At 42.6% G+C, this 16,774-nt stretch carries 16 protein-coding genes; 8 read left to right on the forward strand and 8 right to left on the reverse strand.

From position 1 onward, the window contains the following. Positions 1-128: 128 nt before the first annotated feature. Both L2730_RS00600 and L2730_RS00605 read left to right on the forward strand, forming a co-directional pair. Positions 129-2,000: a GGDEF domain-containing protein gene (locus L2730_RS00600; protein WP_248972812.1), complete on the forward strand. Its 1,872-nt coding sequence runs from the start codon at positions 129-131 to the stop codon at positions 1,998-2,000. A gap of 325 nt (positions 2,001-2,325) precedes the next feature. Continuing rightward, positions 2,326-3,492 (forward strand): porin, encoded by a 1,167-nt coding sequence (locus L2730_RS00605; protein WP_248972813.1) that lies wholly within the window; start codon positions 2,326-2,328, stop codon positions 3,490-3,492. A gap of 70 nt (positions 3,493-3,562) precedes the next feature. Here the strand turns inward: L2730_RS00605 and L2730_RS00610 are convergent, their stop codons facing one another. Continuing rightward, positions 3,563-4,273 (reverse strand): oxidative stress defense protein, encoded by a 711-nt coding sequence (locus L2730_RS00610; protein WP_248972814.1) that lies wholly within the window; start codon positions 4,271-4,273, stop codon positions 3,563-3,565. A 242-nt stretch (positions 4,274-4,515) separates the two neighbouring features. On the opposite strand from L2730_RS00610, the gene L2730_RS00615 reads away from it, so the two are divergent. Beyond that, positions 4,516-4,869, forward strand: coding sequence for a hypothetical protein (locus L2730_RS00615; RefSeq protein ID WP_248972815.1), 354 nt, complete (start codon positions 4,516-4,518; stop codon positions 4,867-4,869). A 51-nt stretch (positions 4,870-4,920) separates the two neighbouring features. Here L2730_RS00615 and bluB read toward each other — a convergent pair whose 3' ends face one another. From bluB to L2730_RS00635, 4 genes are all read right to left on the reverse strand, one after another. Further along, on the reverse strand, positions 4,921-5,565 hold the full coding sequence (gene bluB / locus L2730_RS00620; RefSeq protein ID WP_248972816.1) for a 5,6-dimethylbenzimidazole synthase: 645 nt from the start codon (positions 5,563-5,565) through the stop codon (positions 4,921-4,923). Positions 5,566-5,704: 139 nt separating this feature from the next. Continuing rightward, positions 5,705-7,021, reverse strand: coding sequence for an anaerobic C4-dicarboxylate transporter (locus L2730_RS00625; RefSeq protein ID WP_248972817.1), 1,317 nt, complete (start codon positions 7,019-7,021; stop codon positions 5,705-5,707). A 316-nt stretch (positions 7,022-7,337) separates the two neighbouring features. Next, complete coding sequence (locus tag L2730_RS00630) at positions 7,338-8,183, reverse strand: universal stress protein (RefSeq protein ID WP_248972818.1); 846 nt, start codon at positions 8,181-8,183, stop codon at positions 7,338-7,340. Between the two features lie 11 nt (positions 8,184-8,194). Beyond that, entirely contained in the window at positions 8,195-9,682 is a 1,488-nt protein-coding gene (locus L2730_RS00635; protein WP_248972819.1) for a SulP family inorganic anion transporter, read from the reverse strand. A 783-nt stretch (positions 9,683-10,465) separates the two neighbouring features. On the opposite strand from L2730_RS00635, the gene mpl reads away from it, so the two are divergent. The 5 genes from mpl to L2730_RS00660 all read left to right on the forward strand — a co-directional run bounded on the left by mpl (position 10,466) and on the right by L2730_RS00660 (position 14,916). Further along, complete coding sequence (mpl, locus tag L2730_RS00640) at positions 10,466-11,851, forward strand: UDP-N-acetylmuramate:L-alanyl-gamma-D-glutamyl-meso-diaminopimelate ligase (protein WP_248972820.1); 1,386 nt, start codon at positions 10,466-10,468, stop codon at positions 11,849-11,851. Between the two features lie 31 nt (positions 11,852-11,882). Continuing rightward, entirely contained in the window at positions 11,883-12,536 is a 654-nt protein-coding gene (locus L2730_RS00645; protein ID WP_020914378.1) for a flavin prenyltransferase UbiX, read from the forward strand. 7 nt (positions 12,537-12,543) lie between these two features. Beyond that, positions 12,544-13,077, forward strand: coding sequence for a hypoxanthine phosphoribosyltransferase (hpt, locus tag L2730_RS00650; RefSeq protein ID WP_044556115.1), 534 nt, complete (start codon positions 12,544-12,546; stop codon positions 13,075-13,077). A 121-nt stretch (positions 13,078-13,198) separates the two neighbouring features. Beyond that, positions 13,199-14,143 (forward strand): ABC transporter ATP-binding protein, encoded by a 945-nt coding sequence (locus L2730_RS00655; RefSeq protein WP_248972821.1) that lies wholly within the window; start codon positions 13,199-13,201, stop codon positions 14,141-14,143. Positions 14,144-14,145: 2 nt separating this feature from the next. Continuing rightward, positions 14,146-14,916 (forward strand): ABC transporter permease, encoded by a 771-nt coding sequence (locus L2730_RS00660; protein WP_248973165.1) that lies wholly within the window; start codon positions 14,146-14,148, stop codon positions 14,914-14,916. A gap of 88 nt (positions 14,917-15,004) precedes the next feature. On the opposite strand, the gene L2730_RS00665 is transcribed toward L2730_RS00660, so the two are convergent. From L2730_RS00665 to L2730_RS00675, 3 genes are all read right to left on the reverse strand, one after another. Continuing rightward, entirely contained in the window at positions 15,005-15,346 is a 342-nt protein-coding gene (locus tag L2730_RS00665) for a DUF4144 domain-containing protein (protein ID WP_248972822.1), read from the reverse strand. Then, entirely contained in the window at positions 15,346-15,753 is a 408-nt protein-coding gene (locus L2730_RS00670; protein WP_248972823.1) for a hypothetical protein, read from the reverse strand. The genes L2730_RS00665 and L2730_RS00670 overlap by 1 nt, the downstream gene beginning before the upstream one ends. 115 nt (positions 15,754-15,868) lie before the next feature. Further along, a complete protein-coding gene (locus L2730_RS00675) occupies positions 15,869-16,375 on the reverse strand; it encodes a DUF4124 domain-containing protein (protein ID WP_248972824.1) in 507 nt (168 codons plus the stop codon). Positions 16,376-16,774 lie beyond the last annotated feature (399 nt).

Genomic DNA, 16,774 nt, shown 5'->3' on the forward strand with positions numbered 1-16,774 from the left:
CATAGTGTTGACTATGTCATTATTTTATATTGGAAAGTGCTAAATAAAGTTACCAAGTACACAATTGGTTTTCATGTGTTACTCTGCTGTTTACTACTCAAAAAGAGTTAAGTTTAAAGAGCTGTAAAATGCATAAAAAAATAATTATAGCGATCACATGTTCTGTTCTTATGGCGCTTTTTTCCTCTGCTCATGCGAATACTACGCTGTTGCAGTTAGAAACAAAGTTTAAAGATAGCTTTCCAGAAACTGCACTAGCCACACTTAATAATGCAGGCATAGCTAAAGATGAGCTAACCGCATATGAGCGTGCACGTTTGTACTTCCTCTATGGACAAGCTTATGAAAAAACGCGTCAGTTAGAGTTAGCGATTGAAAGTTATGATAAAGGTATTGCTGAAGTAGAATCTCTGCCTATTTCAGACATACTGATCGATAGTTATTTAGAACGCTCATTTGCTGTCTACCTACAGACTAACGATCCCGCTGCTTACTGTATTGATCGTCGTAAGGCGCTTAAATATGCACGGCAACATGATAACCAAGAGTTGCTTGCTAAGACTCTGACCCAAAATGCTTATTGCTATTATACAGCTACAACTGTGAATGAAGGGATTGCGCTGCTCGATGAGGCGATGGTGATTGTTGATAAAGGTGAGCAGCTAGATGTACACAGAAAAGCGGTTATCTATAATGCCACTGGTAGTTTGTATCGTACTGCCGGCTTACATAAACGTGCCTACGATAATTTTAACAAAGCCTATGAAACTTGGAAAACTGTAGACGACAAAGAAGACATGTTTAACATGCAGCATAATATGATTAGCTCAGCGATTAAGTCTGGTGATTGGGATAATGCTAAAGTTAATATTGCTGCGCAGTTTACCTTAGCGGAACAAGCTCCTGAGTTTAAAGATTTCTACTTTTTTGCCTACCTAAATGCTGGCCGAGTGGCACTGGGGACTTTCGATTACCCGCTTGCTGTCTCTCACCTCGAACAAGCTGTTGCCTTTAAAGATACAACCCAAGAACGCTATTTTGTGACTAGCAGTCATCTGTTTTTAGCACTAGCGTATATGCGAACAGGTGAGGTGGAAAAAGCGGCTAATATGGCGGCTATTTTTAAACAAGATAAGCGTTTCCCTGCCAATATGACCAGTATGGCGCTTACCGCTGATGCGATTTTGGCATTCGACAACAATGACTACTTGAGTTCAGTCAATACGCTGTTAAAAATTATAGATGAAGAGCGTGAGAATAATAAAAATATCATTAATAACAAAGTGATAGATGCAGCGCTGGAGCACAATGCAAAATTGGTTGAGTTTGAAAACGTGTTATTGGCTAATAAGCTCGAGCTCAAGGAGTTGAGTCTTAAAGCAGCAACAGATAAAGAGCGTATCAATGAACTTATACTTAGTATCTATTTTTTAGTCGCAGTGGTACTGCTAGCTGCTATTTTCTTCCTGTTACATTCACGTAGAGTGTTTATGGGTCGTGCCCAAACAGATTTCCTTACAGGCATTGCCAATCGAGGGTATACCTTTGTAGCAGGTGATAGAATCCTCGAAAAAGCGATCAAGAAGCAGCAGTTAGTTTCAGTCATCATTTTTGATATTGATAACTTCAAAAGTATCAACGATCGATATGGCCACCATATTGGTGATCTCACCATTCAAGCTACGACCAAGCGTATTCAGCGTTGGCTTAAGGAGCAAGACCTTTTAGGCAGAATTGGTGGTGAAGAGTTTCTTATTATTTTACCTGATACCAACGGCGAAGAAGCTGCAGCAGTGTCTGAGCGGATCCGCAGCGCTGTTGCATCACAGCCTTTTCAGTTTGATGAGATCAAATTGGAGTTAACGATTAGCTTAGGAATTGCTGTTTTACACGAACAAGCGACCACGCTGAGTGAGCTGGTCATAGAAGCAGATCAAGCGCTCTATAAGGCCAAATTCTCAGGTAAAAACAAGGTCTATCTCGCTTGGCAGCGTGCTTAAAGCTTAAAGGCCTGTAAGTCATAAATATTACACAGCAGCCCAAGTTCTTGGGCTGCTTAATTCTATGCTCAACCTGAGTACACTGGCTTGCCAGCCATCAAAGTTTCATCATATTGAGTAAACCGACCAAGCTAAATTTGACCTTCTAGCGTTAACTTACTGCGATTCTTCTTGTGTTATCAACTTGTATTAACCTATTTATTTGCTATGTTTTTTGGATAGCAATTACTGTTTTTGACTATCAATCATGTATATAGAAAATCAAGACCAGCGAATGTATGACGCTAAAGCAGAAAATGGATAAATAACCAAGGTTGGAGATACTATGAAAAAAGCGCTAGCAATATTGCCCCTCGCCACGTTGGTTTTTGTGCCGACAAGTTCGGCGATTGAAGTATTTAAAGATGATAAGAATGCATTTGAAGTTGGTGGTTTCGTTGATGCTCGTATCATTGATACCCAAGGTGTCACCGAAGTCGTAAACGGCAGCTCTAGAATTAATTTTAGCTTTACCCGAGAGATGACTGGTGACTGGAAAAGTTACGTTAAACTTGAGTGGGGCGTAAATCCCTTTGGTAATGCAACGATATCTTATAGTAGTGAGAGTAATTTCGAGACTCAAAGTGGTGATTTTTTAAATAACCGTTTAGGTTATGTTGGCCTTAGTCATGGTGATTACGGTTCAGTCTCTATCGGTAAACAGTGGGGCGCATGGTACGACGTCGTCTATAACACTAACTATGGTTTTGTTTGGGACGGTAATGCATCAGGGACTTATACTTACAATAAGTCTGATGGTGCCATCAATGGTGTGGGTCGTGGTGATAAAATTATCCAGTATCGCAATGATTGGGGTGACTTGAGCATTGCTCTGCAAATGCAGCTCAAGAGTAGCATGACTGATATTGAAGATGATGGCAGTAACAATCCTAATAGACTGGTATCAACAGAATACGATAATACATATGGTATTGGTTTAACCTACCAAGCGACAGATATGTTAGTGATTACCGCTGGTGGCAATATTGGTGAACCTGAGGGAACCACCGCAAGTGGTCGAGTGATCTCTGAGACTGACTATATTTACGGTTTTGGGCTAACCTGGGGAAGTTGGGATGAGCATGGTTTTTATGCGGCGATGAATCTCAACCAGAATGAGTTTCACGACACCGATAACTTAGGCCGTTTTTTGCAAGAGTCGGTCGGTCTTGAGACCTTAGCTTCTTACTTATTAGACAATAACTTTAAGCTTATGGCCTCATACAATATTTTAGAGGCTGGAGATGCCTATGAAGCGGCACATCCTGGTGATGTATTTAAGCGACAATTCGCCGTTGCTGGGCTGCATTATGTTTGGGACAATAGCTTGGTATTGTACTTAGAAGGTCGAGTCGACTTTAGTGATTTCAGTAGTGCGAATCCTGAGAATGAAGCTAAGCAGTCAGTTTCAGAAGATGACGGTATAGCGATCGGTATTCGATATGTTATGTGACCACTATAGTGAGTAGAAAAATAAATGCTTATCAAACTTAAGTTATTGATAAGCATTTATTATTGCTAGGCTATTTCAGGCGGTAAGTCACTTCAACCCTATCTTGGATCGTCACTTGTCCCTGTTGATAGCTTTTTGTCACATTGTAGCTGTCGCTCTCGGCGTTCATTCTCATCATTATCGGTTGCACCGGGCGTTGGTCAAAGTAACGAATTTGCCAAACTCCATCGAGCTCTTCACCAAAGCTTTCGGCTAATTCAGACGCTTTTTGTTGGGCATCTTTAATCGCTGCCAACCTGGCTTGTTTTATGTATTGTGCCTCTTTGCTCGATTTAAGGGCAATATTGTTGATGCGATTAATGCCTTGTTCGAGGGCGGTATCTAAAATACTGTTAAGCTCGCTAAGATCATTCACTGTAACGGTTACACGGCGATTTGCGCTATAGCCTATTAGCTTATTAGGCTGGCCCTTTTCGTAATGATATTGCGGTTGAAGATTGATATTGGCGCTTTGAATGAGCTCACGGCTAACGCCTGCTTTTTCTAACCGTTCAATAAACTTGGCGACTGCAACATCGGACTGTTTCTTGGCTGCTTTTGCGGTTTCGGCTTTAATGATCACTTCGACGTTAACGTCAGCCATATCGGCTTCCGCAACAATATTGCTGCTACCGATAGTTTCAAGGTGTGGGAAATTGACTTCGGCAGCCAATGTTGGTGCCGCGAGACTTGCAGATAGAATTAGACCAGAGATTACTGCCGCGATTGATGATTTATTCATAATGACTCCAAAAGTTGGCTTGCATTTGCCAAGAGATAATTGAGTTGTTGTGAGCTATAAACGGCGGCAATTTGGAAAAGGGTTATATTTTTTTGATATTTTAATATTTTTTGGAAGTTTGACTAATTGCAATGCTCAGGTTTTGGTAACTAATTATCATTTTTACAGTGATTTACCTTGTGCATCATGTCCATTACAAACCATTGGCTATACTGATTACTTCACTGACAAGGAGTAAACTAATGCAACGCATTTTAATCGTAGTATTTCTTTTGTTAACCGTAATATCTGTGAGCGTATCTGCAGGAGAGAGACCAGACCCTGGCAAAATGTTAGCTAAGCTGACTGAAGAACTGAGTCTCACTGAAGAGCAACAAACAGAAACAGAAGCTGTGATGGGATTGTTTCATGACGAGATGAAACTACTACACGAAAGTGATGGAAGTCGCCGTGATAAAGGCAAAAAAATGAAAGCAGCAGTCGAAACTCGCGACAGTAAAATGCAGCAGATCTTAGATGAAGCACAATATGAGAAGTATCAAGTGATGGTGACTGAAATGCGTGAGCAGATGAAGCAACGAAGAAAGCAGAACTAGGACTGCTTAACTTTTGCGGTTTTCTTTTTAAGCTGGCAAGTTTAACAGCCCTTAGTCAAACTGCTCTTTAAAAACGGTTTGTGCAGCAGATTTAGTTTGTTGCCAGCCTGTTTGTTTAAGTTCAGGCTCGGCCAGGAATTCATCAACGTAGCCAATGCATAAATAGCCAATCAGCTCTGATGATTCAGGGGCATTGAGAATGTCCTTAACCTTAAGTGGGTCTAAAATACTGACCCAGCCAACCCCGATGTTGAGTGAACGAGCCATTAACCACAGGTTTTGAATCGCGCAAACTACGCTGAACTTGCCCATCTCGGGCATACTCGTTTGGCCTAACACGGCTACTGTGCTGGGCTGATAAAATACCGCTAGATTGATGGGCGCCTCAATAATCCCTTCAAGTTTCAAGGCGTCATATTGAGCTCGTTTATCGCCACTAAACTGCAGGCTGCCTGCAGCATTTTCTTCTACGAAAGTTTGTTGTACTGCCTTTTTGGTCGCTAAGTCTCGGATAACCACAAATTGCCAAGGTTGTGAATATCCCACCGAGGGCGCGTGCATCGCTGCATTTAGCAGTGAATCAATCGTTGCTTGAGAAACCGGATTATCATTAAAACGATTACCGCGTACGTCTCGCCTAAGGCGGATGATATCAGCCAATACTTGGCTATCGCTTTGACTAAATAATTGACTCATTTGGCTTCCATCACTGTCATTAATGCTTAAGTTTAATCCGCGGTTTGTTTAAAAAAAACGTGCCGTTAGCGGCACGTTTTGAGTATAACTAGATTGAGGGGGGAAGGTTAGCTTGATTGTGTATCAGCGAATCCTTTTACTAGTTTATTGCCATTGAAATGAAGTAGCCGACAAATGTTGCCGTCACCACACCAATAAAGCCCGGGATGATAAAGCTGTGATTTAGGACATACTTACCAATGTGAGTGGTGCCCGTTCTGTCGAAACTAATCGCTGCTAAGTCACTTGGGTAAAATGGGAAAAAGAAGTAGGCATAGCAAGCTGGTAATACGCCGATTAATACTGGTGCAGGGATCCCTAAAGAGAAGCCTAATGGCAGCATGATTGTTAAAGTAGCGGCTTGGCTTTTTAAAAACACCGAAGCGACAAACATTGCAATCGCAAACGACCAAGGATGCGCATGCACTATGTCACTAACAGACTCAATCAAATAACTCTTGTGGTGACCGATAATGGTGTCACTTAACCATGCGATACCGAAGATAATAATTACCGCTGTCATCCCAGCAATGAACACGTTGCTGTTAACTATTTTCTTGGGATCTATTTTGGTAGCTAATAAAATAAGCGCGCCAACAGAGAGCATCATAAATTGAATTGCCACCGACATTTTAACGCCCTCAGGTAGCAATTCTTTGCTAAACATAGCTAAACCAATGACGGCTAGGATCCCAAGTAAGAAAATGGTTAAGCCTTTTTTGGCAATACTGTCACTTTTGGCTGCATCAGAGGTTTCTATTTCGGGATCAATTAGACTATTTTTAAACTCTTCATCCAATAGACGAGCTTGAAATTCTTCATCTTTATCAAGATCTTTACCGCGCTTTAAACTCCACGCTGAAGCAACTAATACCCCGATAAGCGTAGAGGGAATAGTGACCAATAATACATCTACTAAGCCAATGTCTAAATTATTTTCCATAGAGGTGGCAATAACAACCGCTGCCGCTGCGGCGATTGGACTGGCGGTGATCCCCATCTGTGATGCAACTGTCGCAATTGCAAGTGGCCGCTCAGGTCGAATACCTTTCTTGTATGCCACGTCGTAGATGACTGGCAACAGCGGATAAACCGAGTGACCAGTACCAACCAGTACCGTGAGTGAATAAGTACATAGCGGTCCGAGAAACACTATTTGATTTGGATGTTTACGCAGTAATTTTTCAGCATAACGTACCAGAAGCTTAAGCCCGCCAGTCGCTTCAAGCGTCGCCGATGCAGCAACCACGGCTAGAATGATCAACATTACATTGATGGGAGGCGAGCCTGGAGCAATTCCAAACACAAAGGCGAGAATCGATACACCTAAGCCGCCTAAAAGGCCAAAGGCAACACCGCCATGACGGATCCCGACAAAGATGACAGCCAGTAATAACAGCATATGTACGAAAAACATAAGGTATCCCTTCTAGTGATGTACTGAATTGTGTTTCTACAACAAATGGTGGTTATGCGTTAGAAATTGCCCTGCAATAGCTAACTTATACCGTATGTTATCTACTGCTTAAATAGTGGCGGTACAGCAAGGTGATAAGCCGCATTGTTCTGCCATTCTTTTTAGATAAAATGTGAGCTTAGTGCTTTTCATTGGACGCCAAACTATCGTGCTAAATAACAGTTATTGATAGTAGGACAGATTAAGAATGTGATAATAAAATAATAGAGGCATGCAATTCAGCAGGCCATGAATAGCCTGCTGTGAGGTGAGAATATTAACGAATCAATAGCAGCGGAACAGTGCTTTTTAGCAGCACTTGTGTGGTGTTACTGCCAACAAAATACTGCCTTAATTTTGAGTGGCCGTAAGCTCCCATTACAATCATTCCAAGCTGTTGTTGCTGTTGATAATCGAGTATTGCTGTATCTACATGGCCCGTTAATACCCGCTCGGTTACTCTTACCCCAGCATCTTTTAGCTGATTTGACGCCTGTTTAAAAGCCGCAGTTTGATCGCCAGAGCCATTAATCATTACAAGATGACATTCGAGCCCAGTGAGCAAAGGGGTATTTTTTGCTTTTTCAATTAGTTTGTCGCTGGTTGCACTGCCGTCAAAAGCAATCATGTATGAGTTAGGTATGGCAAAGGTCTCACTCACCACCAAAGTGTGTGCTTTAATGCTTCTAACAACGCTCTCTAGCTGCGAACCAATAGCTTTTGAAGCGCTGTGTTCTTCACCTGAGCGACCAATAACCAGCACCCTTAGTTGATGTTCAATATCGCAGAGCGTTTCGAGTAAGCTACCATGGCGCTGTAATTTATAGATTTCATCGACCCCCTTAACATGCGCTAGCTCTTCAGCGTCATTGAGTAGTTGTTTTCCATGCTTCAGTGCCACTTTACTGCGTAATTCATCGAGCTCAACCAGTTCATTGAGCAGCTCTTCTTGACTGCCAATGCCTATTTGCCCTGATAGTTCACTGACCACAGGCCTAGCTGTTCTATCAAGCACGTGCAGTAGAGTTAGTGGTGCTTTGACTTTCTGTGCAACCCACGCACTGGCTTCACAGGTGGCTAGGGTTAACTTAGAGCCATCGATACATGCAACTATATTTTTCATCTGTCTCATCCTTAATGTCCAGCCAGTAGTCTTTCAATTTCTTCGGTTTTGTCGTGTACACCAAACTTATCGACAATGGTGCGGGTCGCTTGATTCATGCCAATGAGGTTCACTTGGGTTGCTTCACGGCGAAACTTGATGACTACCTTGTCTAATGCGGATACCGCGGTCACATCCCAAAAATGTGCAGCAGACAGATCGATGCTGACCGATTCTAAAACCTGTTTAAAATCAAACGAATCAATAAACTTATCCGCGGATGCAAAAAACACTTGTCCGATAACACGATACTCACAGCTGTCATTTTCAACATTGTCACTCTTTACTACCATCATACGACTGATTTTGTTGGCGAAAAATAGCGATGCCAATAGAACACCAACAAATACACCAATCGCGAGGTTATGAGTCGCCACTACCACGACAACCGTCGTCAACATGACAATGTTGGTCGACAGTGGATGTTTCTTCATGTCGATAATTGAGCGCCAAGAGAAGGTACCAATGGCTACCATTATCATGACGGCAACTAAGGCGGCCATTGGAATTTGCTTTAGCCAAGGGCCAAGAAATACCACCATGATCAGCAAGAATATCCCCGCCGAAAAACTGGATAGACGTCCACGGCCACCAGATTTGATGTTAATCATCGACTGACCAATCATGGCACAACCTGCCATACCACCTAGTAAACCCGTTGATATATTGGCAATCCCTTGTCCCTTACATTCGCGATTTTTATCACTGCCGGTATCGGTAAGGTCATCGACAATGGTTGCGGTCATCATTGACTCTAACAGTCCTACAACAGCAAGTCCTAGAGAGTAAGGTAATACAATCAGTAAGGTATCGAGATTTAACGGTACATCCGGCCATAAGAATATCGGCAAGGTATCGGGTAAGTCGCCCATATCGCCTACAGTGCGTATATCAACATCGAACATCATCACAAATGCTGTTAAGCCAACAATACAAACTAAAGGGGAGGGCACAATTTTGCCGATAACCGGTAAATAGGGAAACAGGTAGATAATCGCTAGCCCTGCCAATGTCATTGCATAGACATGCCAGGTGACATTGCTGAGTTCAGGAAGTTGCGCCATAAAAATGAGTATTGCTAAGGCATTCACAAACCCGGTGACCACCGAACGGGATACAAAGCGCATAAGATCCCCAAGTTTTAGATAACCTGCAAGGATCTGTAGTAGGCCTGTTAACACTGTTGCTGCGAGTACGTATTGCAAGCCATGTTCTTTGACTAGCGTAACCATTAACAGTGCCATCGCGCCAGTTGCCGCTGAAATCATTCCAGGGCGAGCACCGGTAAAGGCAATAACTACTGAAATACTGAATGAGGCATAAAGACCTACTTTGGGGTCGACACCAGCAATAATCGAAAAAGCGATAGCTTCTGGGATCAGCGCTAGGGCAACAACGATACCGGCGAGCATGTCGCCACGAATATTAGATATCCAATCAATTTTGAAATTTTTAAACATTGAACTCTCAGTTTACGCACGGCAGTTCGCACCAGAGGTAATACTAATCAGTATAAAGATTTGATCGCTCAGCGAGAGTTTAGCGGCTTTGAAGCAAGGCGATGAATGAAGAGCATAGTTATTCTACGCTCAAGTTCATTAACGCAGTATCAGAGCCGCTAAAACTCGCCAGTAGGAGTGTTTTGGGCTTGCTACTTCTACGTAGCATAAACTCATAAGGGAATAACCATTATGTCATTTATCCGCTTTTGAATTAGCTTGCCAAAAACGCTCTGAGTAGATCAACTTCTTATACTGATTGGTATAAGGCTGGAGTGTTATGCGTGCTTTTTTGATAAAATTTTGGCGCGGAAAATGGTCGTAGTGATTCGACAACGAATTAACAAGCGCAAAGAATTAAGTGTGATACTTAGTTAGCAATGAAAGCTATAGGGAGGGCAGAGCGTTAGGGTGGCGTCATTAGCACAGTGAGTAATTTCCTCTAGATTAATTTTGGCTGAATACTACACCTAATAAGGCGTCGTTTGTGTGATTAAGATCACGCTAGAGTCGTTTCAAATTTATGCCAAGCCAAGCCAAGCCAAGCCAAGCCAAGCCACGCTCGCATAGCCGTTTAGGCGTTTATGGTTGAGGAGATGGCGTTGTAAATTAAGCTGTTAAACCGCTTCGATATCTCACTGAATTGGCAATCTTGTGTTTGAGTGAGTTTAAAGCATAGTTAACTGACAAATAGCCGCGCAATTGGTTAGAATAAAGCAGATTTTAAAATTCAGAGTGACCACTATGCACGTACATATATTAGGGATTTGTGGCACCTTCATGGGCGGCCTTGCGCTGCTAGCAAGAGCTGAAGGGCACAAAGTGACAGGCAGTGATGCCAATGTATACCCGCCAATGAGCACTCAACTAGAAGAGCAAGGGATCGAGCTTATTCAAGGCTTTGACCCATCTCAATTAGGGCAAGGTGAAGATGATGCTCCTGATCTTGTCGTGATCGGCAATGCGATGAGCCGCGGTAACCCTTGTGTGGAAGCCGTGCTCAACCGTGGTCTTAAGTATACTTCTGGCCCACAGTTTTTAGCGGAGCATATTCTTGCTGAGCGCTGGGTATTGGCGGTTTCTGGTACTCATGGTAAAACCTCAACGGCTAGCATGTTGGCCTGGATTTTAGAAGATTGCGGCTATGAACCCGGTTTTTTAATTGGCGGTGTGCCGCAGAACTTTGGCGTATCAGCCCGGCTTGGAGGCTCGCCATTTTTTGTGGTGGAAGCCGATGAATATGACAGTGCATTTTTCGATAAACGCTCCAAGTTTGTACATTACCAGCCTCGTACCTTGGTGATTAATAATCTGGAGTTTGATCATGCAGATATCTTTGATGACTTAAAAGCCATCCAACGCCAATTTAATCACGTAATACGTACTGTACCGGGAGAGGGTAAAGTCATTTGGCCTGCTGATGCTAAAAGTGTGCAGCAAGTTATTGAACTGGGTTGTTGGAGCGAACAGGAGATGTACCACCTAAACTCCGCAGCTACAGGTTGGTATGCCACTAACCATAGTGAAGACGGCCATGAGTTTGAAGTGTTCCTCGATGGTGATTCACAAGGTGTTGTTAATTGGCAGTTGATTGGCCAGCACAATATTGAAAATGCAGTAATGGCAATCGCAGCAGCTAGACATGTCGGGGTTAAGCCAGATGCCGCGATTGAAGCATTGGTTAAGTTTGCGCCGCCAAAACGCCGTATGGAGCTGATTGGTTGTGTTGCTGGTGTTGAAGTTTATGATGACTTTGCTCATCACCCTACAGCGATAACCACCTCTTTGGCAGGCATGCGAGCTAAAGTGGGGGCGGGAAAAGTGACAGTTATTTTAGAGCCGCGTTCAAACACCATGAAAAGTGGTGTGCACAAAGACACCTTAGCCAATTCATTGGCCTTGGCCAGTAATGCATATCTTTATCAAGCGGGTAATATTGATTGGGATATAAGCGCTGCCATGAGTACAGCTGCAGTGCCTGTTGAAGTCTTATTCGATATTGATGAGATTATTGCTAAAGCCGTGGCTCAAGCTTGCAGCGGAGATACTATCATTGTGATGAGCAATGGAGGTTTTGGTGGTTTGCATCAAAAGTTACTTGCTCAGCTAAACAATAAAGCTAGCCACTAACATAGCGATTAAAATAGGTAATAGATTAAGCATGAGTGTCACATATCAAAAAGCAGACAAGTCTATCAGTTTAGCTTGGACTGGCGCCTCTGGTGCACCCTATGGTTTGAGGTTATTGGAGATTTTGCTTAAGAGCGATTACCAAGTTTTCTTGATGATCTCATCTGCCGCAAGAGTGGTACTCGCCACAGAACAAGGGTTGCAGTTAAGTGCCAATAGTGACAAAGCCAAAGCGCAGCTACTTGCACAGTTTGGCGATGTGGCCGGAGAGCTCATTGTACTCGGTAAGGAGGAGTGGTTTTCACCACCTGCGTCAGGTTCCGCAGCGCCTAAGCAGATGGTGATCTGTCCCTGTAGTACTGGAACTTTAGCCGCCGTTGCCACTGGGATGAGTAATAATTTACTAGAACGAGCGGCGGATGTTGTAATAAAAGAGCGTGGCCAATTGATACTTGTTCCAAGAGAAACTCCTTTTAGCGCCATACACTTAGAGCACATGTTGTCGCTATCTCGACTCGGTGCAACCATTATGCCTGCTGCGCCAGGCTTTTATCATAATCCCAAATCGATTGAAGATCTGGTAGACTTTATGGTCGCCCGGATTCTTGACCATTTGGGCGTCGACCATGCATTAACGAATCGTTGGGGTTATGAAAAGCATAATAGCAACGACATCGACTATTGAGAGTTTTATGAAACACACCACTGAAGTGATGATCTCTGCTGAAGAGATCGATCAAAAATTGGATATTTTGGCTGAGCAAATTAATGCTCATTACGCCGATAGTGACCGCCTGTTGATGGTAGGTCTGCTTAAAGGTTCTGTTGTATTTATGGCAGATCTTTGTCGACGTATTAAAGGCCACGTAGAGATCGATTTTATGTCGGTATCAAGCTATGGCAATGCCATGACAAGTAGCCGTGACGTAAAAATCCTTAAAGACGTGCAGTCCGAGATTCAGGGGCGTGATGTACTGATCGTTGAAGATCTTATCGACTCAGGTAATACCTTAAATAAGGTACGTGAGATGTTACTTATCCGCGAACCAAAAAGTTTAGCCTTATGTACGCTGCTTGATAAGCCTGAACGCCGTGAAGTTAACGTACCTGTCGACTTTATCGGTTTTACCATTCCTGACGAGTTTATTGTTGGTTATGGTATCGACTATGCGGAGCAGTATCGTAACCTGCCTTACATCGCAAGAGTCGTTCCACTAGAAGACTAATTTGGTCTCTTTAGCTTTAATCTAGTTTCAACGCTAGATTGAAGTTGGGAGCGCAATGTAAATTATTGACTCCCGCTAATGCGGGAGTTTTTTTTATTGATACAGATTGATTGGAATAATCATGGCAAACACAGAAGCCGCCTTAGTTATTGACTCCCTAAAGAAAACCTATAAAGGCGGAGTTGAGGCAGTAAAGGGCATTAGTTTAACCGTTAACAAGGGTGATTTTTTTGCACTGCTTGGGCCAAATGGAGCTGGTAAATCGACAACGATTGGTGTGATTAGCTCCTTGGTACAAAAAAGTTCAGGCAGCGTGTCAGTGTTTGGACACGATATTGATAAAGAGCTTGAGCTTGCCAAACTCAGTATTGGTTTAGTACCGCAAGAGTTTAATTTCAATCAATTTGAAACTGTGCAGCAAATAGTTGTTAATCAGGCTGGTTATTACGGCGTTAAGAAAGAAGTGGCGCTACAACGTGCTGAAAAGCATTTAAGTCAGCTAGATCTATGGGAAAAGCGTGATAGCCCTGCACGAGCCTTATCTGGTGGAATGAAGCGCCGTTTGATGATTGCTCGCGCGCTGATGCATGAACCACAGCTTTTGATCTTAGATGAACCAACCGCAGGCGTAGACATTGAGCTTCGTCGTTCTATGTGGACATTTTTGACTGAACTGAATGAGCAAGGTGTGACGATTATCCTCACCACTCACTATTTGGAAGAGGCAGAAATGCTGTGCCGAAATATCGGCATTATCGACAAAGGTGTGCTGGTGGAATGCACCACGATGAAGTCACTGCTAAGTCGATTGAACATGGAAACATTTATTCTTGATCTTGCTGGTGATCTGGCAGCTAAACCTGAGTTGTTAGAGATTGAAAGCCGTCTTACCGATGCGCATACGTTAGAAGTCGATGTAGCTAAAGATCAGAGCTTGAACGATGTGTTTGTGCAATTGAGTAAGCTTGATATTCAAGTATTGTCTATGCGTAATAAAGCTAACCGTCTAGAAGAGTTATTTGTCGAGCTGGTAGAGAAGGGCAAAATGGCTGGGGATCAACTATGAATATGAAAGCGCTTTACTTTACAGCTTTTAAAAGTATCTTAACTAAAGAGATAAACCGTTTTACCCGCATATGGGTGCAAACATTAGTACCGCCAGCTATTAGTATGACTCTGTATTTCCTTATATTTGGTAATTTAGTTGGCAAGCGTATTGGTGAGATGGGCGGTGTGTCATACATGGAGTTTATAGCCCCAGGTTTAATCATGATGGCGGTCATCACCAGTTCATACTCTAACGTGGCATCTTCCTTTTTTAGTGCGAAGTTTCAACGAAACTTAGAGGAGTTGATTGTCGCTCCTGTGCCGCATTACGTGATTATTGCTGGCTATGTTGGTGGCGGTGTTGCTCGCGGCCTCTGTGTGGGCACGATAGTGACCTTAGTGGCGCTGTTCTTTGTCGATATCAGCATTCAACATGTTGGGCTAGTCGCTGTTACCGTGTTTTTAACTGCGGTATTGTTTGCCTTAGCTGGCTTAATCAATGCGGTTTTTGCCAAGAGCTACGACGATATTAGTATTGTTCCTACTTTTGTTTTAACGCCGCTCACTTACCTTGGCGGTGTATTTTACTCATTGTCTTTGTTACCAGACTTTTGGCAAGGAGTGTCAGCGTTAAACCCGGTGGTTTACATGATCAACGTATTCCGCTTTGGCTTTTTGGGTTACGCAGATATGAGTGTGCCTTTGTCTGTTGCTGTGATGGTTGGCTTCTGCGTGGGCTTCTGGAGCCTAGCTTATTACCTAATTTCACGTGGGATAGGCCTAAGAACCTAACAGTATTATTAGCTTCAATAAGATCTGCAAAAAGCCAGCAATGTCATTGCTGGCTTTTTTATTCGTTTATTTCTGTAGCAAGGGAAAGTTAATTTTGTTCGATAAATGCAACGATCTCAAATAGCTGCTCGATGGTATTAATCGTTAACTTACTGGTACAGCAGTGACCGTTTTGGCTGGCATATCGTTGAACAGTGCTGCGTAGCTGAGCTAAAGATATCTGTGGCGAAGCAATCTGTAACCTTGTCGGAAGATCTTCGCTAATCAAGTAACTGTTACCTGTATTATCAATAATATAACTACCTTTTAGTACGCCGAGCATATCTGTTTTTTCTGGCCAATCTTGTAAAGATTCAACAAGCAGCAAATCATCGCTATCTTGTTGTTGCAGTATGATAGGCCAGTTAACTTTGTCTAATAATATTGCCATCAGTCCTCCCGTTGCTGTAACCAAGGGTATTGTTTTTGGCAGGCATAATCAGCATAAGCTTGGGATTTGTCTTGAATGCTATCTGCGATGCCAAAGGCATAGCCCTTGATATATACAAGCACGTAAAAAGCGCGCTGTTGACCGTTATCAAATGGCGTCAATAATGAATTGAGTCGTAGGTTAAGCTGCATATTATCAATTTTCTTACCACTGCTCATTGCCAACTTTGAACAGACTAACATATCGATTATTTCGGGCTTACCCAATACTTTATTCGCAGTGTTAACAAAACCATGCATCCCCATGCCACCGCGGCTGGCAATCATCTTTTGCAAGGTAATATAAGCGAAAGCTGTACCCAATAATAGGCCGAGTATAAAGAGAGCGATGTAGCTGAGTTTACGCATGATGATAGCGGTGCTTTTATAATGGTAATAGATGAATATTACTCGGGTGGCATACAAAGCCTAGTTTCAATACTCTTATATGTGACATAAGCGGCTAGCGCAGTGCAGTAGTAAGCTATTTAGCGTCAGAAGTTTCTAAGGTAATCTGTTCTTTTCGATCGCCGAGTAACATTATGGTTGTCGCGTTGTTGGCAATAAGGTTATCAAAATGGCTATTCATCTCTTGAACTGATTCGATATATTCAGGATCAGTTGTCTCCTTTTTTTGCCAATACCGGTTACGTTCCAGTTTTTGTAACTCACTGGCTCTTAATATTTCAAAGTAACTATTTTCTTGTTTTAAGCGGTACACTTCACTGTCTAGAAGCTGTAATAAACGGGTTTTAGAAATAACTTCTTTCTGCAGTAGTGCCCGCAGTGGATCGACAGTATTGGTGCGTTTATCTGAGTCAGTTTCGGTGGTAATGCCGAGTTGATACTCAATTTTGTGCTGTCGAAATTCTTTTGGGCAAGAATGCTGACTAAAGACGATCTTATCGCCTTTAATACACTTAAAAATGCTGTTTGCTGCAGCGGAACCACTAAACATTAAGCAAAGTATTGAGAGTATGACTTTCGTCATTGGGTTAAATATCCTTTTAGCCACAGATTCCATTACTTATCTCATCCGTATTCCGTGAGCATTTTTAGCGATGCTTGGTGTTATACCAATTCCACTAAAGATGTGATCAATTCAGAGCTTTCTCAGGACTTTCAATTCAAGGCGCATTGTGGAATAAATGGTTATTCCCTTTTAAGACAATGCAACGCAGCAGTGAATGTCCTGAAAAGCTCACTGCGTGTGGGTTTTAAATCCCTTAATACGGCGCACGTGGCTTTCGATATAGAATAACTATTAACTAAAACCCGCTTGCTTGTCTAAAGTGATTTAAATTCCCGCTGAATGACCAACTCTTTAATGGAATTGGTATTACTGTCGATACAAATGTGTGGTTTGTGTAATAAGCATACTATGACTTAA

This window comes from Shewanella kaireitica (assembly GCF_023284045.1).
GTDB classification, from domain to species: Bacteria; Pseudomonadota; Gammaproteobacteria; order Enterobacterales; family Shewanellaceae; genus Shewanella; species Shewanella kaireitica.